The organism is Floridaenema evergladense BLCC-F167 (assembly GCF_041929205.2).
Lineage (GTDB): Bacteria > Cyanobacteriota > Cyanobacteriia > Cyanobacteriales > Aerosakkonemataceae > Floridanema > Floridanema evergladense.
This window is the reverse complement of record NZ_CM171625.1, coordinates 808055-829832: the sequence shown is the minus strand read 5'-3', so window position 1 is coordinate 829832 and position 21778 is coordinate 808055. Positions and strand designations below refer to the sequence as shown.

Here is a 21778-nt window from a genome sequence, read left to right as displayed (position 1 = left end):
GTAAGATTTATTATAATAGCAAATTTAGTTGAATTTTGGAAGTAGTAGTCAAAGTTTTTTTACAAAAATTTAGGTTTTGGCTAATTAAACAATTTTCAACTATCTTGATTATTGCTTAACTTGCTGCGGAAAACATCTTTTGTTTTTGCCGATCGCTCTCCGGTAAAAAATCATTCTCTCGTAAAATTTCATACAGATTCACATCAGTTTCTAACAAGCAAGCATGACCGCTATCTGGTAAGATTGTCATCTTCGCATTGGGAAAATGCTCTAATAAATATTCTACTTCGGAAACAGATGGTAACAGGCGATCGCTCCCACTACCAATTAATAACACAGGTTGAGTAATTCGGCGCAATTGACTAGGATGAATTTGGAAATCTCGGAGTAAGGAAAGTCGCCAAATCGAAGTTTTTTGGGGGACAATTTGTACTGCTTGGACTAAAGCTTGGCGATCGCTCGGTGCTATCCTACCCATAGCAGCTAAAACAGGTAAACCAATCAACGATCCTAATTGATAAAAAGAATTTGGTACCCATTGAGTTAAAGGAATTGCTGCGTACATCCAAGGACGACGACTAATCGAAGAAGCGGGATTAACTAAAATTATTTTGTCAAACAACCAAGGCGCTTTTACAGCAACCTTCATTGCCAAACAACCACCGAAAGATTCTCCGCATAAATAAACAGATTTACGGTTAGTTTTTTTCAATTCAGCTTCAATTAAATTAATTACTTTTTCTGTCAGTTCATCCCATCCAGTTAAATCATCAGGAGGAATCGCTAAACAACGAATGTCAAAACCTCGTTCTAAACCAGCAGTTTGACAACGTAATAGCTGTCCTGTACCATCCATTCCTGGCAGAAATATGAATAAAGGAAAATCTGGCCTAATTTGTGTGGGAGTTAAAAAACAGGGACTACTTTTAATTTGTGGCATTTTTAAATCGATATAACTATTTTCAATTAAGTTTACCCAAAGTACAGCACAAAACTGACAACTTAATTACAGCCTTGACGCAATAATTCGCTAATTTCAGTTTGGCAGTAATCTATCAGTTCGGTAACGATCGCTTTCATCTGTTTTCCTTTGAATTCTTCTCTGACAGCAGAGGTAATCCAATAAGGACGACCGATTAAAACATTAACTCGTTGATAAACTACCAAAGGATGCCAACCGGAATTATTAAATAATGGTTCCGAAGGATCGAACCAGCTTAACAATTTTAATGGTACGGATGAACTTACACTCTCTTCCACAGAAGCGATCGCAACAGGTAAAACAGATAACCTTTCCACCGGAACTCTTAACGCCAATTGAGCAAAACCTTTGTGAAATTCACCCATCTTTTCCGGTTTGGTAAACTCTACCATTGGTTGCGCTCCTTCTGGAAACAAACCCACCACTTGCTGTGTCTCAAACAAACGGATTGCTTGTTGGAAAAACTTCTTTTGCGGTTTTCCCGTCTCCTCCAAAGGAAAACAGCCTAACTTATCCACTAAATCGCGCATCACTGGCACTTGTCCCATATAATGATGACAAGCAAACCGGATGGGACGACCGATCGCTGACATCAGCAACGGCGCATCCATAAAACTGCGATGATTGCTTACCACTAACATCGGTCCTGATGGAGGGATACGTTCCTGATGATGGAGAAACAGCTTGGTTTTGCTGACAGTTAAGAGTAGCTGTGAAACTAACAGTGGTTCTGAATACATAACTTGCTCAAATTCACTACAACCTGATTGTCGGGGATTAATCAATAAATAATTTTTAGATATTTTGACTAACATTTTTAACTAAGTGTAACTTTACCCCTTAATAATTGTTAACTTTATTTCAGCTAATTTGACAATTGTCTTCCGACAGAGACGCGATCGGTACAGCTGAGGTATTGGAAAAACATTAAACTAGTAATTTTTTATACTATTGTTACAATATCAGTTTAGATTATAATAAATGTAAAAAATACCCATAAAACCTCTATTCAAAACCCTCATGTATGATGAAAAACAGTTTATGAGGGTTTATAGCAATTTTTTCCATGAATTATACCGATAATAAAAAAACCTTTGTACTCACAACCCCCCTGTATTACGTAAACGATGTCCCTCACATAGGTAGCGCTTATACGACGATCGCAGCCGACGTAGTAGCCAGATACCAAAGAATGCGGGGAAAATCAGTGTTACTAATCACAGGAAACGACGAACACGGACAAAAAATTCAACGCGCTGCTGAAGCAAGAGGATTATCACCCCAGGTACACTGCGATGAAATAGTAGCTGGGTTCGAGAAACTTTGGCAAAAGCTAAATATCCAGTACGATCGCTTTAGTCGGACAACAGCAGAACGACATCATGCGATCGTCAAAGAATTTTTTTACCGAGTTTGGGATGCAGGCGACATTTACCTGGATCAACAAAAAGGCTGGTATTGTGTAGCTTGTGAAGAATTTAAAGAAGAACGGGAACTCCTCGAAGGAAGGCGTTGTTCCCTTCACCCCAACAAAGAAGTTGAGTGGCGCGACGAAGAAAACTACTTTTTCCGGCTTTCTAAGTACCAAACTCAACTAGAAAAACTTTATCAGGAACGACCAGATTTTATTCAACCGGAAACTCGCCGTAACGAAGTCCTCAGCTTTGTTAGTCAAGGTTTGCAAGACTTTTCGATTTCGCGGATTAATCTAGATTGGGGTTTTCCTATTCCCACTGACCCCAAACATACCATCTACGTCTGGTTTGATGCTCTATTAGGCTATGTTACCGCCCTTTTAGAACCGGATGAAGAACCGACTTTAGAGAATGCTTTAGCTAAATGGTGGCCGATCGACCTACATTTAATTGGTAAAGACATTCTGAGATTTCATGCAGTTTATTGGCCTGCAATGTTAATGTCAGCCAATGTAACTTTACCAGGAAAAATTTTTGGACATGGCTTTTTAACTAAAGATGGGCAGAAAATTAGTAAAACTCTCGGTAATACCGTCGATCCGATCGATTTGGTCGATCGCTATGGAGCCGACGCAGTTCGCTACTATTTTATGAAAGAAATAGAATTCGGCAAAGATGGCGACTTTAACGAAGCCAATCGGTTTATTCCCATCCTCAACGCCGACCTAGCCAACGACTTAGGTAACTTGCTCAATCGTACTTTGAATATGGCATATAAATACTGCGGTGGCGAAGTTCCCAACGTCAATGGCGCAGACATTTCCCCAGAAAACCCTTTAAAAACAATTGGTTTGACATTAGGCGCACAAGTTGCTCAAGCTTATGAAAATTTAGCTTTCAGCAGCGCTTGTGAAGCCATTCTCAGCTTGATTCGCACTGGTAACAAGTATATCGACGAACAAGCACCTTGGACATTGTATAAACAAGGAAATCAGACCGCAGTTGAACAAGTGCTGTATTCTGTTTTAGAATCTGTGCGATTGGCAGCTTATTTATTGTCGCCAATTATCCCCGGTATCAGCAATGACATTTATCAACAATTAGGTTTTGGTATAGATTTTAATGACAAAACTCAAATATCTAATACAGCAGATTTTACAACCCATGCTAGTTGGGGGAGCTTACCTGCGGAACAAAAATTAAGCAAACCTCATCCAATATTTCAAAAGTTGGAATTTGCGGAAACTAGTTCTTGATAAGATTCCCCAGCCATTCCCGGCTACATAAATCAGGAAGATTTAGGAGTACATTGATTGATTGGATTAATAAAAAATGAGGCATTATAATCATGTTAAATAATTTGGAAAAAGACTCTCTGTTCACGCCAGAACAAGTTCTGGAAAATCGGGGTCGAGTAGCTATCTTTATTGATGGTTCAAATTTGTTTTATGCAGCCTTGCAATTGGGGATTGAAATAGACTATACCAAGTTATTGTGTAGGTTGACGGCTGGTTCTCGGTTGTTGCGATCGTTCTTTTATACAGGAGTCGATCGCACCAATGAAAAACAGCAAGGTTTTTTATTGTGGATGCGGCGCAATGGTTATCGCGTCATTGCTAAAGATTTAGTGCAGTTACCAGATGGTTCTAAAAAAGCCAATTTAGATGTAGAAATTGCCGTTGATATGATGGCTTTAGTAGGCTCTTATGATACAGCAGTTTTAGTTAGTGGCGATGGCGATTTAGCTTATGCGGTAGATGCAGTTAGTTATCGGGGTGTACGAGTTGAAGTTGTAAGTTTGCGTTCCATGACTAGCGATAGTTTAATCAACGTTGCCGATCGCTATATCGACCTAGAAAACATCAAAGAAGACATTCAAAAAACTCAGCGTCAAGGAGGATACATTTATCGCCCATTGTCAGGAATTGGATTGTTAGATGATGAAAAAGACGACGATTAAACAACAAATAAAAACAACAATTTAAAATAAACTTAGATTAGATCCCCGACTTCTTGAAGAAGTCGGGGATCTGTTGAGGAGGTGTCTAGCTATGAGGAAAATTACCCTGAATAAATTAGTCTTTTTTAAACTGATTTTGATTTGGCTATTGTTTGGCACGATCGCCTGCGAGAATGAAGGGAGAACTGCCAGAAAGTTAGCCCAAGATAGTAGACTAGCTCAAGAAAGAGCATTAGCTAAAGAAGCAGATAGTAGCCTGACATTGAACGATGTCATTCTGGATAAATTTGATGATTCGGGGCGCATTTTATGGAAAATAAAAGCTAAAAAAGCTATTTATAGTAATAATAAAAAAGATGCAAAAATGGAAACTCCTAGCGGAGATTTATTTCAAGATGGGAAATTAGTATATCAAGTTAGCGGTCAAACCGGAGAAATTAAAGAAGATGGTAAACAAATTTTTCTCAAGGGTCAAATTGTTGCCGTAGATATGCAAAATGGGGTAATTTTGCGGGGTAATGAATTAGAATGGCGACCGGATGAAGATATTTTAATTGTACGGAATCAATTAACTGGAAGTCATAAACAAGCACAAGCATCGGCGCAAGAAGCAAGGGCTTTTAGTCGGGCGAAAAAGATAGAATTTATTGGTCAAGTGGTAGCAAAAGCGATCGACCCTCCCTTAATCATGAAAACTGAAAGGTTACTTTGGCAAGTTTCCGAACAGAAAATGTCTAGCGATCGCTTTATTCAAATCGATCGTTATAATGGACAAAATATTACCGATCGGGCGACAGGAAATCAAGGAGAAGTAGACTTAAAAAATAAAATTGCCAAACTGGGAAAAAATGGACAAATTACCTTTTCCGAACCTCCCATGCAAATCGCTAGTAACGCCATTGTGTGGAATTTAAATACCAAAATAGTTTCCTCAAATCAACCAGTAACCATTTACCAACGAGAACAACAAATTACCTTAAACGCCAGTCAAGGTAGAGTTGAATTAACTCCACAAATTGCTTACTTAATCGGAGGTGTTCAAGGTACAGGGCAAAAACCACCTTCTAACCTGCGAACTGATGATATGACTTGGTATTTAGAATCTCAGCAATTTGTAGCCAATGGCAATGTTTTTTATCAGCAAACTGACCCGCCATTAACTTTAAATGGCCCCAAAGCTTTTGGCAACCTCAAAGAGCAAAAAATCGCTATTACGGGAAATGGTAGTAATTCTCCAGTCATCACTCAAATTGTCCCTCGTGGGAAGAAGCCAGAGGATTAATCGTAGGGTTAATTCATGAATTGCCCCTACGATTAGTCCTCTTCTTTTCTTTCTGCCTTGATGCCTTTTAAGATTATCTGATTACGATCGCTCGCCCCGATCCGTTTTACGTAGTCAATGCTGGCGGGAGTGGGAAGGACTACGAAAGGGGGAGTTACAGCAGTTCCCCATTTTTGAATCAAACTTTGTAGTAACAGGTCTTGTTTGGTACGAAAACCCAGGACATTGTTACCACGATTGATGATCGCAAACCAAACCAAACCTCGATCGCGTGTGGGCATCACTCCGGCTAAAGCACTGACATCTCGTAGAGTCCCAGTTTTAATCGCAGTTGCTTGGGGAATGTGACGACGGGACATAGTACCATTGCGATCGCGACCAGAAACCGGGAAAAAATCACCGATGGTTAACCCTAAAGGTTGCAATTTTTGCTGTAAAGCCATTAACATTCCACAAACTGCCCTAGCAGAAATCCGATTTTCCACACCTAAACCCGAACCATTAATTAATTGAATTTCTTGCAAAGGTACACCCGCAGCATTTGCCGCTAGTCTCCGTACTACCTGCGCCCCGCCCAAAGATTCTGCCAGACTTTCTGCCATATCATTATTGCTGAAAATATTCATCTCTTTGAGCAATTGAGTCAGAGTTAAAGAACGATGACGCAAGAGTAAATATAGTTTAGTTTGTTGCGGGCCAATTTCGGGCTTTTCCACCTTCACGCCACCCAAAATTTGCAATTGAGGTTTGCGAGTACCTTTAGGCATTTGAGAATATCTAAAGATCAGAGGTCTAGACCAAGTGCGAGAATTAAACGATCGCACAAGCATTTGGCCCGATCGCAAAGCATCATGGTTGCCATTCATCTCAAACCTACCCCGAATCACCAAATTTCCCGTTACTTTTTGGATTCCCAGGCGATGCAAAGAATTAGCCAATGCAATACCATCTTGCCAAACAAACAACGGATCGCCGTCGCCAGTAACCACTAAATCCCCTTGTAGTACCCCCTTTTTTGTTAGCCCTGTGGTACCGATTAGCGTCTCAAATTGGTGGGAGTGTTTCCAGGTAGAGAGGGCAGCCAAAGAGGTAGCAATTTTGGTTAGAGAAGCTGCTGGTAAAGGGATTGAACCTTGTTTATTGGCTAATACGACTGGTCCCGACTGTAGCCAAATTGCTTGTTGTGCGATCGGATTTTGTTTCCCCAACTCTTTTAAATATTGCTCAACTATACTTGCTGTCTGCGGTTCCGGCGCAGCTGAGAGCACAAATCCCGCATTTCCAGGCCAAACCATCTCTTGCTTAGAATTCAACTTAGAACGGTGAATCCCTGCCATATCCAACCACACCGACATCAAACCAGAACTAAACAACTCCAGCACTTTGAAACGCTCCTCAACCCGAACTTGAGATTTAAGGTTCTCAACTTTACATTGAGCAACTTAGATTTTGCCTTAAATTAGTAAATTTGCAAAGATAAAGAAATCAGAAACAGTTATCCCCCAATCCCCTTGTCCCCTTGTCCCCTTGTCCCCAATCACAAGTCCCCTTCCAAAACTTCTTCCGTAAAGGTTGATTTTTCGAGGGAAGCCATCTGGTAAAATTTTTGATGTTTCTACTACATTGATCAATGGGATCAGCTAGGGCACGAATTGCAATAGACGCGATGGGTGGGGATCATGCCCCCGCCGAAATCGTCGCTGGCGCACTTAGAGCAAGAGAAGAATTAGACGTAGAAGTTCTACTGGTAGGCGATTCTTCTCAAATTGAAGCGGCTCTAGGTCAACAAGCACACTCATTTCCGATCGAAATTGTGCCTTCCGAAGGTACGATCGAAATGCACGAAGAACCACTGAGCGGTTTAAAACGCAAGCCGAAAGCTTCCATCAACGTCGCTATGGATTTGGTGAAGCAAAAACGGGCTGATGCAGTGGTTTCGGCTGGGCATTCGGGCGCAGCAATGGCAGCAGCTTTGTTGCGTCTGGGAAGGTTGAAAGGAATCGATCGACCAGCGATTGGCGCGGTTTTACCGACAATCCTGGCAGATAAGTCAGTGTTACTTCTGGATGTGGGGGCAAATGTCGATTGTCGTCCCAAATTCTTAGAACAGTTCGCTGTCATGGGATCGATTTACAGTCAGTATGTTCTAGGTGTGACAGAACCAAAAGTCGGTTTACTCAATATCGGGGAAGAACCTGGTAAAGGTAACGATTTGGCAATTCGCACTCACCAAATGCTCGAACAGAATGACCGAATTTCTTTTGTAGGTAATGCGGAAGGTCGAGACTTGCTTTCCGGTAACTTTGATGTGGTAGTTTGTGATGGCTTCGTCGGTAATGTCTTGCTCAAATTTGCTGAGGCGGTGGGCGAAGTAATGTTACAAATCCTCAAAGAAGAATTGCCTCAAGGTTTGCATGGTTTATTGGGTACTGCTTTGCTCAAACCTAACTTAAACCGGATTAAGCAGCGGGTAGATCATGCCGAACATGGCGGTGGGTTGCTTTTGGGTGTGGCTGGAATTTGTATTATTAGTCATGGAGCGTCACAGGCTCCTTCGATTTTTAATGCAATTCGGTTGGCTAAAGAAGCGATCGATCACCAAGTACTAGAAAGAATTACATCCAACTATCACCAACCTGCTGCACCAGCGGCTGAGGTCGAGTAATAATGTTGCAGCAATTAGGACAAGGTGTTGCCATCACCGGAAGTGGTGCCGCAATACCAACGGTTTCTTTAACTAATCACGATCTCAGTCAGATCGTCGAAACTTCTGATGAATGGATTGTCACGCGCACGGGAATCCGGGAACGGCGCATTGCAGTACCCGGACAATCTCTGTGTGAGTTGGCAAGCATTGCGGGGGAAAAGGCGATCGCAATGGCTGGGATCGCTCCTGAAGACATCGATTTGATTATCCTGGCGACTTCTACGGCAGACGACCTATTTGGCAGTGCGAGTCAAATTCAAGCGAAAATCGGCGCAACTAAAGCTGTAGCGTTCGATCTCACCGCTGCTTGTTCGGGTTTTGTGTTCGCTCTGGTGACAGGTGCCCAATTCATCCGTAACGGCGTTTATCGTAACGTACTGTTAATCGGGGGAGATATCCTCTCTCGTTGGGTAGATTGGTCCGATCGCCGCACCTGTATATTATTTGGTGATGGTGCTGGAGCGGTGGTAATGCAAGCAACTGATTCGGTTTTATATGATTCAAATTCGTTGCTCGATACCGCTAACGCAACGTTGCGCGATACTGCTAACGCAACGCTGCGCGATCGCTTTTTAGGTTTTGAAATTCGCAGTGATGGTAGCCAAAATCATTATCTCAACCTAAGTTACAAAAGTGAAGCGAAAGAATTAGTTGAGGGAGTTGCGATTAATCAAGGCACTTTTCAACCAATTACCATGAACGGACAAGAAGTTTATCGCTTCGCCGTCAAACGAGTTCCAGAAGTGATTGAAAAAGCCCTATTTCGTGCCAATTTAACAGTTGACCAAATAGATTGGTTAATATTACATCAAGCTAATCAAAGAATTCTTGATGCTGTAGCGCAACGGTTGAATATTCCCCCAGAAAAAGTGATTAGTAACCTCGCTAATTATGGCAATACTTCTGCTGCTTCGATTCCTATTGCTTTGGATGAAGTAGTGAGAGTAGGTAAGATTAAGCCAGGTGATACGATCGCGATCGCAGGTTTTGGTGCTGGTTTAACTTATGGTGCTGCAATTTTTCAATGGGGTAAATAAGCTAAAAAAAGCTAATTAACCCAGGAGAATTACTATGATCTTCACTGTGCGGGATTTAGAAAAATTTCGATCGCAACTCTCCCCAGAATATGAGGATTACCAACTAGAGTTGCAAGACGGAAACATCGTCATTATAGGGCCATCAGATATAGTTTCCAGTGAAATTGGAGTACGATTAACCGCCTTTTTATTTACTTGGATTACACCGAGAAAACTAGGGCGATTATTTGACTCCAGTGGCGGTTTTATTCTGCCAAATACTGACCTCAGAGCGCCAGATGTTTCCTTCGTTTCGCGAGAAAGACTCAGGCAAACTGTAAGAGCTTTTGGCGAATTAGTGCCTGATTTAGTAGTAGAAATTAAATCCCGTACAGACAGAATCAAAAAACTCCAAGACAAAATTCAAATGTTTTTGGAATTAGGAGCCAGAGTAGGAATATTAATCGACCCTGATGAACAAACAGTAACAATTTATCATTCTGGGAGCGAAGCAACAGTTTTAAATAATCAGCAAACCCTGACTATCCCAGAATTATTCCCTAGCTGGGAACTGCCTGTAACTGAACTTTGGCCTCCCATATTCGATTAAAATATTTTATGCTTTTTTTGGCTCATTTGTTGCTAAATTATTCACCAATAACCAGTAACCAATAACAAACAATGACAAAAACTGCATGGGTGTTTCCCGGACAAGGTTCACAAAAAATTGGTATGGGAGGAGATTTAGTAGAGTTCCCTAATGCCGAAAATAAATTTTCACAAGCAGAAAAAATTTTAGGGTGGTCAGTTTTAGAAATTTGCCAAAATCCAGAAGATAAAGTTTCTCATACCTTATACACTCAGCCTTGCTTATACGTAATAGAAAGTATTCTGGCTGAATTAATTCAAGAAAAAGGGCATCAACCAAACCTAGTGGCAGGGCATAGTTTAGGAGAATATGTTGCCCTTCACGTCGCTGGGGTTTTTGATTTTGAAACAGGTTTGAAACTAGTAAAAAAACGGGCTGAATTAATGGATAGTGCTGCTGGAGGAATGATGGCAGCATTAATGGGATTTGACGAAAAACAGTTAGCAGAAATAATCAAAAATACTCCAGATTTAGTATTGGCAAATGATAACAGTTCCGGTCAAGTGGTAATTTCTGGAACCCCGGAAGCAGTAGAAACTGCATTATCTCAAGTCAAAGCAAAAAAGGCTGTTAAATTAAATGTTTCCGGCGCTTTTCACTCACCATTAATGGCACCAGCTGCAACAGAGTTTCAAGAATTTTTAGATGCTGTTTCCTTTAACGATGCCGAAGTCCCGGTAATCTCAAATGTAGACCCGACACCAACAACAGAAGCAACTGTTTTAAAACAACGTCTTTCCGAACAAATGACAGGTTCAGTGCGTTGGCGAGAAATTTGTCTAACTTTACCGGAAGCAGGTGTAGAGAAAGTAGTAGAAATTGGCCCCGGAAAAGTTCTCACAGGTTTAATTAAACGCACCTGTCCTAATTTAAAATTAGAAAATATTACTAGCGCCGCCGATTTACCGACCCAATAAACGCTAAAATTTCCCCCTGCTACCCCGCCTCCTACTATGCCTAGAAACCGAGAGCCTTTTGTTAGTTTGATGCTTTACCATGCCTTTAAATGGTCAGTGGTAAGCCCGATGTTACACCTCTATTTTCGGGGGCGAATTTATGGCGCGGAACAGGTGCCAAAAGAAGGGCCATTGTTAGTAGTAAGTAATCATGCGAGTAATTTTGACCCGCCTATAGTTTCCTGTTCTGTGCGCCGTCCGGTAGCTTTTATGGCGAAAGAAGAGTTGTTTAGCGTGCCAGTTTTAGGTCAAGCGATTCGATTGTACGGTGCTTATCCGGTGAATCGTTTATCTGCCGATCGCAGCGCTATTCGTTCTGCACTACAATCTTTAGAGCAAGGATGGGCTACAGGCATATTTTTGCAGGGTACTCGCACACCTGATGGCAAGATTACCCAACCAAAATTAGGCGCAGCTTTAATTGCGGCGAAAGCAAAAGCACCCTTATTGCCTGTTAGTTTGTGGGGTACAGAAAAAATCGAGCAAAAAGGTTCAACCATTCCGCAAGTAGTACCCGTCACGGTACGAATAGGCGAAATCATCCAGCCTCCTAGTTCGAGCAATAAAGAGGAATTGGAAGCAGTAACGCAAAAATGCACTACCGCAATCAATGCGCTACACGATTTGGGACGATAGCTTGGGTTTTAGGGACTGGGCACAGGGGACAAGGGGACAAGGGGACAAGGGGACAAGAGGATAAGGGCGAGTTATGAGTTTTAAGTTGTTAATTCAAAACTTAAAACTTAAAACTCATAACTAACGAAGTGACAAGGGGAGAATTTATTTCTTCTCTGCGCCTCTGCGCCTCCGCACCTTAGCTGAGCATGGCAAAATTCTGTAGTCCGAAAGAGTTCTCTTTGAGAAATAGCAAGTTAGAATAAACCATAATTAGATTTACTAGTCATTAGTCAGCCGTTGTGGGTCACTGATTATTCAGACCAAAGTCTTTAGATTTTGACAAATGACAAAAGACTAATGAGTGGTAAATCAATCAAGTAATACTTTTAACAGATGCCAGATTTAAAAGCAGAATTAACCGCATCTTTGGATGAAGCAGAATGGCAGTGGTTATTGCCTCATGTTGGTCGTGATTCTTTGATCGTTGTTAATCCAGAATTAAGTATAGTGGATGTAGGAGTTGCGATCGCAAATGATAACGTTTCTTTAGTACAAAATTGGATTAATCAACAACTGATTTATAAACCCACTTTAAATCAGATGGAACAATGGCAAGCCAACCTCAATAAAAGATTTAATGCCCTAATAGTGCAGCCATTTGTATTAATCCAAGAATTAGCAGTAACCAACCAAACTTCTCCTTAATCCTAAAGAGTTTACTTACAAGAATCGAAGTCTTTAGCTTTTATTTAAAAACTAGTGGGTATTTAATTGACGAATTAGGAGAAATTGTAGAAAAACCTTAATAATTCTATCTTGCTCCCCTGCTCCCCTGCTCCTTATTTTTGGGCATCTAACTTCAAAAAATATGAGTGAATCACCTCCGCCTAATTTCTGGCAGCGACTTAATAATTTAGTTTTAGTTCGCTTTTTATTACTATTTGCTTCCGGCTGGGCTCTAGTACAATGTTTAGCATACTTTGAAACTATCATTGTTATTTTTAGTTTAGCAGCAGTCCTCGCCTTTCTCCTCAGCTTTCCCGTAAATTGGTTGCAACGGTTCTTACCTCATGGAATAGCCGTTACTTTAGTTTTCTTGTCGAGCTTATTAGTTTTTGGCTGGTTTACTGTTACAGTCGGATTAGCAATTGTTTCTCAAGGACAACAACTCCTTGATACTCTACCTGATTTTGTTAACTCCTTCACCCCATTAGTAGCACAACTAGAAAAGTATCTCCGTTATCGACACTTACAAGTTGATTTTAGTACGCTAGAAAAATCTCTGCGAGATCAATTACCTACCTTTATTAATGCTAGTTTTACTACTTCCCAGATAGTTTTAGATTACTTAGTAAAATTGATTTTAATAGAAGTTGTAGCTTTTTTCATGTTATTAGACGGCGCACAGCTTTGGTCATTTATTGTCCGCCTCATTCCTAAGCATTCAAGAAAAAGATTTACAGTTATAGTAAAGCGTAATTTCTTGGGTTTTTTCCGAGGACAATTGCTGTTAAGTTTATTCTTTATAGTAGCGGCTTTTATTGTATTTTTAATTCTGCAAGTACCGTTATCTTTAATCTTAGCTGTAATTGCGGGATTATTTCAATTAATTCCCGGAATTGGAGCGACATTAGGAATTGGTTTGGTCTGTTTAATTTTATTGCCTAAAAGTGTTAATTTAGCATTTAATGTACTCATAGCTTGCATAATACTTCAGCAAATCAAGGATAATTTATTAGCACCAAGAGTCATGCAAAATTCGCTAAATATTAACCCAGTAATTGGCTTTTTTGCCTTATTAGTTGGTTATCGAATAGCTGGATTACTGGGGATTTTTCTAGCAACTCCTATTGCTGGAGTATTCCTCAGTTGGTTTGGCATTGATAACAAAAAAATCATCAATTGGGATTAAATTAAGAATATCAATGAGAAAAATAGCGGCTGAAATTTTTCCCTGTATTACCAGTAATTACCCATAATATAGCTCTTGCTCCATCGCGAATTGCTTTTTCAATTGGTTCGGGAGATTGTTGAGAGGGAACTGCAACAGATTTAAAGACAATTCCGCGACTTCCTAAAACTACTTCACCGATAACTTGAGCGCGACGAATGTGATAATCAGAGGTAATTAAATAAACACTAGTAACACCTCTAGCCTTTAATTCATCTACTAAGGTTGTAAAATTTGTAACTGTATCTACTGCTTGATTATCGAAGTGAATTTTTTCGGAGTTAATTCCCGCTTTAATAAAAATTTCTCTAGCGTAATTATTATATTTTCCTGAACCGCCCGAAGAAATCCAAATCTCTAAATTCTCTAAATTTGGTTGTTGACTGACAAATTTTGCGGTGAATTTTTCCCTTTCTAAGGCAGAGGTTGAACCACCTAACATTAAAACTGCTTGGGGTGTTTCGCAACTTCTAATTTGTTTATAACTAAACCACAATAATAAAGGTGAAATTAAGGTCAGTATCTTTATGCTGCTACTAAATTTACGAGAAGATTTATCTCGCAATCTTTTTCTTCGCCTGCTGGGTTGAATCTTTAGAACCATGAATCGATCGAAATAATCCGTTAAATTTTCGCAATCACGCAGCAGATGATACCCCACTATAAGGTTTAGCTTCAACCCCAGATGCAATCTGCTGAAAAAATTATGATTCGAGATTGTCATATTACAGCACTGGGGATGAATTTGTGCGATCGCAAATCCAAAATAAATCCAAAATAAATCTAAAATCGATTAACGGGACTGATGGGATTTGAACCCATGACCTAGCGCTTCAGATTCGTGTGAGTTTCCCCACTCTCTGGACTATACCTTCACCATCAGCTAAAAGCTATTAGGTGGTGGCCGTCTCGTCTCTACACCTTCCTGACTTCAACCTCTTTTTTATAGTTTGTCGGAGAGAGTCAGGCTTGGCTCGGTATTGCCATGAAGTGTAAGAAGATTAAACAATTCGATAAGCTTCTTTTCAACTTTTTAGGTTTCACCGACTTTGACCACATTCACACATAGAGTTTCCTGCTATGGTGCCCGAATTTCAGGAGGCGCTCGCTCTATCCAGCTGAGCCACAGCCCCAAGCACAAAGTCATCATAGCAAATTAATCGGACTTACACAGTGAAACCTAAAACCTAGATCCCCCCTACCTTAGTAAGGGGGTTGGGGGATCTGAGTTTAATTCGATTTAGACAGCCAGGGTTGCTCCCAAGGACTACCGCCTACTTCTAATCCACAGAGGGAACTGGTAGCTTTCAGGATAGTTTGAGATTTTTCGCGCAATTCTAAGGTAAGATTTCCCAGCATGGTATCTCGACACACAAATTGCATTCCGTCACGAGTGGGAGCACGTAAAGGTGTTCCGGGTAAGTCAGTAGTTCCTAACAATTCCACTTCGTATTGGGAGTTTTTCGCCTGCATTTGCCATTTTCCCCAAGGTTGAATTTGCCAACTGACTTGGGAGTTCCAGGGAACGAATTCATAAAATTTACCTTGGTGGTGAATTCCGACTAAGGCGACTGACTCCATCCACCAAAGAACGCCACGTCTACCACCACCAGCTGTTAAGGCGAGGTCTGGTTGGTTGTCAAAGCAATTACAATTTAGCCAAAACCATTTTTGAGGAAATGCGCCACCCCAGTTTTTTTCGCCGTATGCTGGCGCGTTGGTAAATTCGTAGCGTTTGCCATTCCACTCTATCCAACCTGTGGCTAAACCATGAGCCATTAATATTTGCCATCCGGGTTCAAATATTTGCAGGAAGGAGAAGAAACCAGCGGTTGATTGTTGTGGTTGTCCGGGGTTTCCCCAGCCGTAAACGGGTTGGATCTCGTATTGCCAACGTGCTGTGTGACCTGTGCCGGGGTCGTGAAGGCTTCCTTGATGGAATTTTGCTGTTCCTTGGTATCCTTGCTGGATGTGGCTTGTAAACTCTTCTGGTGGGAGGTAGCGGGGTTTTAAGAGATCCCCCTCCCGTCCCCCTTGGCAAGGGGGAGGAAAGTTGGTTTGTCCCCAATGTCCTAATCCTAAGCTATCTCGCCATGCCCAAAATTTTTTCATGTCGGGGAAACTGCGGCAAATATACTCATCGTTTGGGCCGAGGATTTGGGCAGTGCCTCCACTGTGAAGTTTACCTCCGATCGGATCTTCGATCGAATACATGAAGGCGAATGTTTGGCGATGTTCGGGTAGGGTAACTCGATAGTACCAACCTTCAAAAAAACGCCTTTCGCTTCCGTCCCAATGATAGCCACTGTGGGGTGTTTGTAAAGTTTTGAGTTGATGGGGAAGTTTGAACATAAGCTTTAGCAGCTACATAGAACATAATTAAGGAATGGGAATTAGGAAGAAATTAATTAAGGGATGAATCTACTCAATCCTCAATCATTATTACTTAGTTTTCAATATGAGTTATTGTCTTAATCCTCAGTGCCAGCAGCTGCTCAATGGTGATGGCGCAAAGTTTTGCCTTTCCTGTGGTTCGAGGTTGCTTTTGGGCGATCGCTATCGTGCTATAAAACCTTTGAGTCAAGGTGGTTTTGGCAGAACTTTCTTGGCTGTAGATGAGTTTAAGCCTTCTCGACCTCCCTGTGTGATTAAACAGTTTTTTCCTCAATGTCAAAATGGGGAAACTGCTAAGAAAGCAGCGGAAATGTTTCGCAATGAAGCTATTAGCTTGGAACAGTTGGGTAATCATCCTCAAATAGCAGAATTGTTGGCATATTTTGACCAAGATAAGCAGCAATATTTGGTGGAAGAGTTTATTGAGGGAAAAAACCTCGATCGAGAATTGGCAGAAAATGGGGCTTTTAATGAAACGCAAATTCGGCAATTATTAAATGATTTGTTGTTGGTATTACGGTTTGTTCATGAGCGCCAGATAATTCACCGAGATATTAAGCCTGCTAATATTATCCGTCGCAGTAGCGATCGGCAATTAGTTTTGGTCGATTTTGGTGCGGCTAAATTAACTTCTGGATTGGCTTTAGAATTGACTGGAACGGTGATTGGTAGTGCGGGTTATACTGCGCCCGAACAGCTTTTGGGTAAGGCAGTTTTCACCAGCGATTTATATAGTTTAGGTGTTACTTGCATTCATTTGCTGACACAGCTTCATCCTATTAATTTATATGATACTAGAGAAGGGGTTTGGGTTTGGCGAAAATATCTTAAACATCCCATTAGTGATGAGTTAACTGCAATTTTAGATAAGTTATTGGAAGCTGCGACGGCAAAACGTTATCCCTGTGTTGAAGAAGTTTTAAACGATTTAAATTTACATTTGTTTGAAGCAAATACAACTATAGATCCAGTTGTTGTTTCGTCATTGATATCTCAGCCTTTAAGTCAAAAATGGAAATATATTGGCACTATCTTTGGGCATTCTAGTAGGGTGCTTTCTTTGGCTTTTAGTCCTGATGGTAAAACTCTGGCTAGTAGCAGCGAAAATGGTACAATTAAGCGATGGTCTTTTGATGCTGAAAAAATTCAAACTGGCTCAATATCGCTGCCTTCTCAAAGTTTTTATGGATGTGCAGGTGCGATTTATACGATCGCTTTCACCCCCGATGGAAAATTTCTGGTAAGTGGCGATCGCGAAGGTAGAATTGAGTATTTGCATTTGGAAACGGGAGAAATTAAAAATAGTTTTATCGGGCATTCAGCACCAATTAAATCCATCGCTATTAGCCATGATGGTTATTTTATTGCTAGTGCAGGTGAGGAAAAACATATTAAGGTTTGGCGACTTAATAATCAAGAATCAGTTTACAAATTTGAGGAAAAGGGTAAGATTAACGCGATCGCTTTCTGTCCAAATCGCCATATAATAGCCAGTGGTGGAGAAACTCAAAATATTAAATTATGGAGTTTAAGGACTGGAAAGTTAATTAAAAGTTTTGAATGGCCTTTTGGTTGGGTTTACGATCTTGCTTTCAGTCCAGATGGTAAGATTTTAGCCGTTGGTGGTTATGGTAGAACCATTCAGTTTTGGGATTGGGGATCTGAAGAATTAGTTAATAGTTTTATGAGTAATTTGTATTCAGTGCGATCGCTTTGTTTTAGCCCAGATGGACAAATGATTGCTAGTGGTGGAGAAGACACTACAATTAAGATTTGGTGCTGGCAAACTGAAAAATTAATTGCTTCTTTTCCCCATCATTTACAGTTAGTTTCATCTCTAGCTTTTAGTCCTGATGGTAAGTTTTTAGTTAGCGGTTCTCACGATAAGAGTATTAAGTTTTGGCAAGGGGTTTGAACCGCAAAGGACGCAAAGAACGCGAAGGAAGAAAGCGAAGGGGTAATTTGTTAGTTATCAATCATTTTTGGGGAATACTGAAAATGTCGCTCAACTTAAAGGAAAGTTAACCATGCAAGATTTGATTTTTGTCAAGACTTTTCAGGGTCATTCTTCTGCGGTGATGTCTGTTGCGTTTAGTCCAGATGGTCAAACTTTGGCTAGTGGAAGTCAGGACAAAACAGTGAAGATTTGGCATTTAGTTAATGGCGAATCTTATACTTTGACGGGACATGGAAAAAATGATTGGTTTGGTGGAGTTAATGCTGTTACTTTTAGTCCTAATGGGCAAATTTTAGCTAGTGGCAGTGATGATAAAACAATTAAAATATGGGATGTGAGTAAGAGAGAGGAAATTTTTACTCTTTCAGGGCATTCAGAAAAAGTTTGTGCTGTTGCTATTAGCCCAGATGAGCAATTTTTGATTAGCGGCAGTAATGACAAAACTATTAAAGTTTGGCGTATAGAAAATGGAAAGCTAATATTAACCCTAAATGGGCATTCTGACGCAGTTTTATCTGTAGCTTTTACTCCTGATAATCAAGGTTTAGTAAGTTCCGGTAGTGGGAATGATAAAACTATCAGGATTTGGTCTTTAGCAAACAAAAAAATGTTTACTCTTACAGGGCATTCTGATTGGTTTGGTGGGATAAATTCTGTTACTATTAGTCCAGATGGTAAAACCATTGCTAGTGGAAGTCAAGATAAGACTATCAAGATTTGGGGGCGAGAAAATGGTAAAGAAATTCGCACTCTTCAAGGTCATTCTGATTGGGTTTGTTCTGTAGCTATTAGTCCAAATGGTAAAATTTTGGCTAGTGGGAGTAAAGATAAAACTGTCAAATTCTGGGATTTAGAAACTGGGGAAATTATTCGTAGTGTCAATTATCAAGAGGCTGTTTATTCTGTAGCTTTTAGTCCTGATGGTAAGCAGTTAGCTAACGGGGGTGCAGATAAGAATATTACGATTTTGCCTGTTGATTTGTAAAAAGGTTATTTCATTGTAAAGTGGCTTGCGTACCTGGTTAAATTATAATAGTAGCGGAAACACTACTATTATAATTTAACGTTGATATTAAAATATTCACTAATCTTTATTTCTTGAAAACATGGCAAAATTAACTCCTGAAATTAGCCAAAATATTGCATTGTTAAAACAACAGTTATTAGATATTGTTGATGAAGCTACAGCAGCTGAATTAACATTATTTGAGCGATTTGGCGAAACATCGGAGACTATGACTCCCCTCAATGATCTCAGGGATATAGCTGAACAAGCATCAACTCGCTTTTCACAGTTTGCTAATATTCAGCTACGGATAGCCCAATCTCAACCAATTGCCGCTGGGGATTTGCTAGAGTTTTTAAATGAGAAAATAACTAACGCCCAAGTTCGCATTCCAGCATTAGAGCGGAGCGTTCAAGAAATGAAACAAGATTGGAGTTTACTATGACTAACTTTACCATGCCCGATCCAGAAAAGGTTAAACAAACTAGTGCCAAAGCTCGTCGTGCTATTCAAGAAATGGAAATAGTTGGTTTAGAACTACAAACAGCTATTGATATGTTAGAACAGCAAAGTCGGCAACAGCGTTTGGAAAGGTTGAAGTCAACGCTGAAAAACAGTAATTGAGAAATTTTTGGGGGTTGAGTACGATCGCACCGTTACATCCAACAAACTCAAGGGAATACTAAGTATAGACTGAGTTAATCTACCTCCCATCATGAGTTATTGCCTTAACCCCAACTGTCAAAAACCCCAAAACCCCGACAATACAAAGTTTTGCCAAAGTTGTGGCACAAGAATTTTACTCAACGAACGTTATCGATCGATTAAACTAATAGGACAAGGCGGTTTTGGCAGAACTTTTTTAGCAGTCGATGAACACAAACCTTCAAAACCTAGATGTGTAATCAAACAGTTTTTTCCCCAAGCACAAGGAACGAACAATTCCCAAAAAGCAGCAGAATTATTTGAACAAGAAGCAGTAAGATTAGATGAATTAGGAAAACATCCCCAAATTCCCGAATTACTAGCCCATTTTTCCCAGGATAACCGTCAATATTTAATTCAAGAATTCATCGATGGGCAAAATTTAGCCCAAACATTAGCAGCAGAAGGAACTTTTAAAGAAAGTCAAATTCGTGAGTTACTTAATAGTTTGCTTCCTGTTCTAGAATTTATCCATTCTCACAATGTAATTCACCGAGATATTAAACCAGAAAACATCATTCGTCGCCCTGATGGGCAATTAGTATTAGTAGATTTTGGTGCGGCAAAATTTGCCACAGGAACAGCTTTGCTAAAAACTGGAACTGTTATCGGTACGCCTGAATATATCGCACCCGAACAAGCAAGAGGAAAGACAGTTTTTGCCAGTGATTTATATAGTTTAGGTGTAACTTGTATTTACTTAATGACTCAAGTTTCTCCTTTCGATTTGTTTGATATTAATGAAAATGCTTGGGTATGGCGACAGTATTTAGTGAATAATTCTGTAAGTCAAGAATTAAGTAATATTTTAGATAAATTGATTAAAAATGCTGTTAATCAGCGTTATCAATCTGTAACAGATATCATCAAAGATTTGCAGCAACAGCAACCGCAAATAAATACTTTACCAATTGCATCTGTAAAACCTAATATTCAACATTCATTCTCGCCTAAAATGTGGCGATGTGTCCATACTATCACCGGACATAGTGCTTCCGTTTTGTCGATCGCTTTTAGTCCCAACGATCAATTTATTGCTAGTGGAAGTTGGGATAAAACTGTTAAATTATGGCAATTAGTTACCAATCAAAACGGAGAAATAGAATCTTCAATGCTAAATACTCTCAATAGACATTCAGATTGGGTGAGAAGTGTTGCTATTAGTCCAAACAATCAAATTATCGCCAGTGGAAGCGAAGATAAAACTATTAAATTATGGCAAATTAGTAACGGTGAATTATTGCAAAACATTCGGGGACATTCTGATTATATTCGCTGCGTAGCTTTTAGCCATGATGGTACAACTATTGCTAGTGGAAGTGATGATAAAACTGTCAAGAGATGGGATATAAATACTGGTCAATGTATTGGTAATTTAAGGGGACATTCTAACGCCGTTACTTGTTTAAGTTTTAGTTTTGACGGGAACATTCTTGCTAGTGGTAGTTGGGATAATACTATCAAACTTTGGCATTTAGAAACGGGGAATTTGATTAGCACTATAAAAGGGCATTCTAACGGAGTTTCTAGCATCGCTTTTAGTCGTGATAGCAACATCCTTGTTACTGGGAGTTGGGATTGTACTATCAAAATTTGGCAACTCAGTAATCAGGAATTAATCAACACTTTATTTGGACATTCTGCTTATGTTTCTTCGGTTGCTATTAGTCCTGATGGACAAACTATTGCTAGTGGGAGTATTGACAATACTATTAAACTTTGGAATTTCAGCAATGGCGAATTAATTTGTACTCTCAAAGGACATTTAGCAGCAGTTAATTGTGTGGCTTTTAGTCCTGATGGTAAATTTATTGTTAGTGGTAGCGAGGATACTACTATTAAAATTTGGCAGTTTGATTAAGGAGATAAAAAAATTAGGATAAATTCCCGGAAGACATTTATAATTAACAGTGTGAACCCACTAATAGCCTATGAAAAGTAAATTAATCAATCTGACTTACGAAATAGAAGTTCAGCCAGGAGACAAAATAACTCTACCAGACTCTTTAACAGAAAGTCTTAGCCCCGGACGATGGTTAATTACAATTCAGCCAATTACAAAAGATGAAACACCAGTCATTGTCCGCAGTAATAATGCTTTTTTAAACGGTTACGCACCAGAAGACGAAGGGCTTTATGATGATTATCCATTGCCATAAAAAATCAGGGTGGGAATCACC

The 21778-nt window shown here is 40.0% G+C and carries 21 protein-coding genes; 16 read left to right on the top strand and 5 right to left on the bottom strand.

What is annotated here, in order from left to right; all coding sequences use genetic code 11:
• Positions 1-115: 115 nt before the first annotated feature.
• Entirely contained in the window at positions 116-940 is an 825-nt protein-coding gene (locus ACE1CA_RS03810) for an alpha/beta fold hydrolase (RefSeq protein WP_413277083.1), read from the bottom strand.
• 62 nt (positions 941-1002) lie between these two features.
• Positions 1003-1722 (bottom strand): lysophospholipid acyltransferase family protein, encoded by a 720-nt coding sequence (locus ACE1CA_RS03805; protein WP_413277084.1) that lies wholly within the window; start codon positions 1720-1722, stop codon positions 1003-1005.
• 326 nt (positions 1723-2048) lie between these two features.
• On the opposite strand from ACE1CA_RS03805, the gene metG reads away from it, so the two are divergent.
• The 3 genes from metG to lptC all read left to right on the top strand — a co-directional run bounded on the left by metG (position 2049) and on the right by lptC (position 5639).
• Positions 2049-3653: a methionine--tRNA ligase gene (gene metG, locus ACE1CA_RS03800; RefSeq protein ID WP_413277085.1), complete on the top strand. Its 1605-nt coding sequence runs from the start codon at positions 2049-2051 to the stop codon at positions 3651-3653.
• Positions 3654-3745: 92 nt separating this feature from the next.
• On the top strand, positions 3746-4357 hold the full coding sequence (locus tag ACE1CA_RS03795) for a LabA-like NYN domain-containing protein (protein ID WP_073595429.1): 612 nt from the start codon (positions 3746-3748) through the stop codon (positions 4355-4357).
• A gap of 91 nt (positions 4358-4448) precedes the next feature.
• A complete protein-coding gene (gene lptC / locus ACE1CA_RS03790) occupies positions 4449-5639 on the top strand; it encodes an LPS export ABC transporter periplasmic protein LptC (protein WP_413277086.1) in 1191 nt (396 codons plus the stop codon).
• A gap of 32 nt (positions 5640-5671) precedes the next feature.
• Here the strand turns inward: lptC and ACE1CA_RS03785 are convergent, their stop codons facing one another.
• Positions 5672-7021 carry a D-alanyl-D-alanine carboxypeptidase gene (locus ACE1CA_RS03785; protein WP_413277087.1) on the bottom strand — a complete coding sequence of 450 codons (1350 nt, stop codon included), beginning with the start codon at positions 7019-7021 and terminating at the stop codon, positions 5672-5674.
• 248 nt (positions 7022-7269) lie between these two features.
• Here ACE1CA_RS03785 and plsX point away from each other — a divergent pair, with 248 nt between their 5' ends.
• The 7 genes from plsX to ACE1CA_RS03750 all read left to right on the top strand — a co-directional run bounded on the left by plsX (position 7270) and on the right by ACE1CA_RS03750 (position 13497).
• Complete coding sequence (gene plsX / locus ACE1CA_RS03780) at positions 7270-8304, top strand: phosphate acyltransferase PlsX (protein ID WP_413277088.1); 1035 nt, start codon at positions 7270-7272, stop codon at positions 8302-8304.
• A 5-nt stretch (positions 8305-8309) separates the two neighbouring features.
• On the top strand, positions 8310-9383 hold the full coding sequence (locus ACE1CA_RS03775; RefSeq protein WP_459563589.1) for a beta-ketoacyl-ACP synthase 3: 1074 nt from the start codon (positions 8310-8312) through the stop codon (positions 9381-9383).
• A gap of 34 nt (positions 9384-9417) precedes the next feature.
• Positions 9418-9972, top strand: a complete 555-nt coding sequence (locus ACE1CA_RS03770) for a Uma2 family endonuclease (protein ID WP_413277090.1) — start codon at positions 9418-9420, stop codon at positions 9970-9972.
• 71 nt (positions 9973-10043) lie between these two features.
• Entirely contained in the window at positions 10044-10928 is an 885-nt protein-coding gene (fabD, locus tag ACE1CA_RS03765; RefSeq protein ID WP_413277091.1) for an ACP S-malonyltransferase, read from the top strand.
• A gap of 36 nt (positions 10929-10964) precedes the next feature.
• Positions 10965-11603: a lysophospholipid acyltransferase family protein gene (locus ACE1CA_RS03760; protein WP_413277092.1), complete on the top strand. Its 639-nt coding sequence runs from the start codon at positions 10965-10967 to the stop codon at positions 11601-11603.
• 375 nt (positions 11604-11978) lie between these two features.
• The gene (locus tag ACE1CA_RS03755; protein WP_413277093.1) at positions 11979-12290 is read left to right on the top strand and encodes a DUF2288 domain-containing protein; all 312 of its coding nucleotides are present in this window, start codon (positions 11979-11981) and stop codon (positions 12288-12290) included.
• A gap of 163 nt (positions 12291-12453) precedes the next feature.
• Positions 12454-13497, top strand: coding sequence for an AI-2E family transporter (locus ACE1CA_RS03750; RefSeq protein ID WP_413277094.1), 1044 nt, complete (start codon positions 12454-12456; stop codon positions 13495-13497).
• A 10-nt stretch (positions 13498-13507) separates the two neighbouring features.
• On the opposite strand, the gene ACE1CA_RS03745 is transcribed toward ACE1CA_RS03750, so the two are convergent.
• On the bottom strand, positions 13508-14140 hold the full coding sequence (locus tag ACE1CA_RS03745) for a YdcF family protein (RefSeq protein ID WP_459563587.1): 633 nt from the start codon (positions 14138-14140) through the stop codon (positions 13508-13510).
• A 626-nt stretch (positions 14141-14766) separates the two neighbouring features.
• Positions 14767-15888, bottom strand: a complete 1122-nt coding sequence (locus ACE1CA_RS03740) for a tocopherol cyclase family protein (RefSeq protein WP_413277096.1) — start codon at positions 15886-15888, stop codon at positions 14767-14769.
• A gap of 106 nt (positions 15889-15994) precedes the next feature.
• Here ACE1CA_RS03740 and ACE1CA_RS03735 point away from each other — a divergent pair, with 106 nt between their 5' ends.
• The 6 genes from ACE1CA_RS03735 to ACE1CA_RS03710 all read left to right on the top strand — a co-directional run bounded on the left by ACE1CA_RS03735 (position 15995) and on the right by ACE1CA_RS03710 (position 21757).
• Positions 15995-17845, top strand: coding sequence for a protein kinase domain-containing protein (locus ACE1CA_RS03735; protein WP_413277097.1), 1851 nt, complete (start codon positions 15995-15997; stop codon positions 17843-17845).
• 112 nt (positions 17846-17957) lie between these two features.
• On the top strand, positions 17958-18872 hold the full coding sequence (locus ACE1CA_RS03730; RefSeq protein ID WP_413277098.1) for a WD40 repeat domain-containing protein: 915 nt from the start codon (positions 17958-17960) through the stop codon (positions 18870-18872).
• A 121-nt stretch (positions 18873-18993) separates the two neighbouring features.
• Positions 18994-19338: a hypothetical protein gene (locus ACE1CA_RS03725; RefSeq protein ID WP_413277099.1), complete on the top strand. Its 345-nt coding sequence runs from the start codon at positions 18994-18996 to the stop codon at positions 19336-19338.
• On the top strand, positions 19335-19517 hold the full coding sequence (locus ACE1CA_RS03720; RefSeq protein WP_413277100.1) for a hypothetical protein: 183 nt from the start codon (positions 19335-19337) through the stop codon (positions 19515-19517). The genes ACE1CA_RS03725 and ACE1CA_RS03720 overlap by 4 nt, the downstream gene beginning before the upstream one ends.
• Before the next feature lie 91 nt (positions 19518-19608).
• Positions 19609-21459 carry a protein kinase domain-containing protein gene (locus ACE1CA_RS03715; RefSeq protein WP_486517646.1) on the top strand — a complete coding sequence of 617 codons (1851 nt, stop codon included), beginning with the start codon at positions 19609-19611 and terminating at the stop codon, positions 21457-21459.
• Positions 21460-21529: 70 nt separating this feature from the next.
• The gene (locus ACE1CA_RS03710) at positions 21530-21757 is read left to right on the top strand and encodes a hypothetical protein (RefSeq protein WP_413277102.1); all 228 of its coding nucleotides are present in this window, start codon (positions 21530-21532) and stop codon (positions 21755-21757) included.
• Positions 21758-21778: the final 21 nt, after the last annotated feature.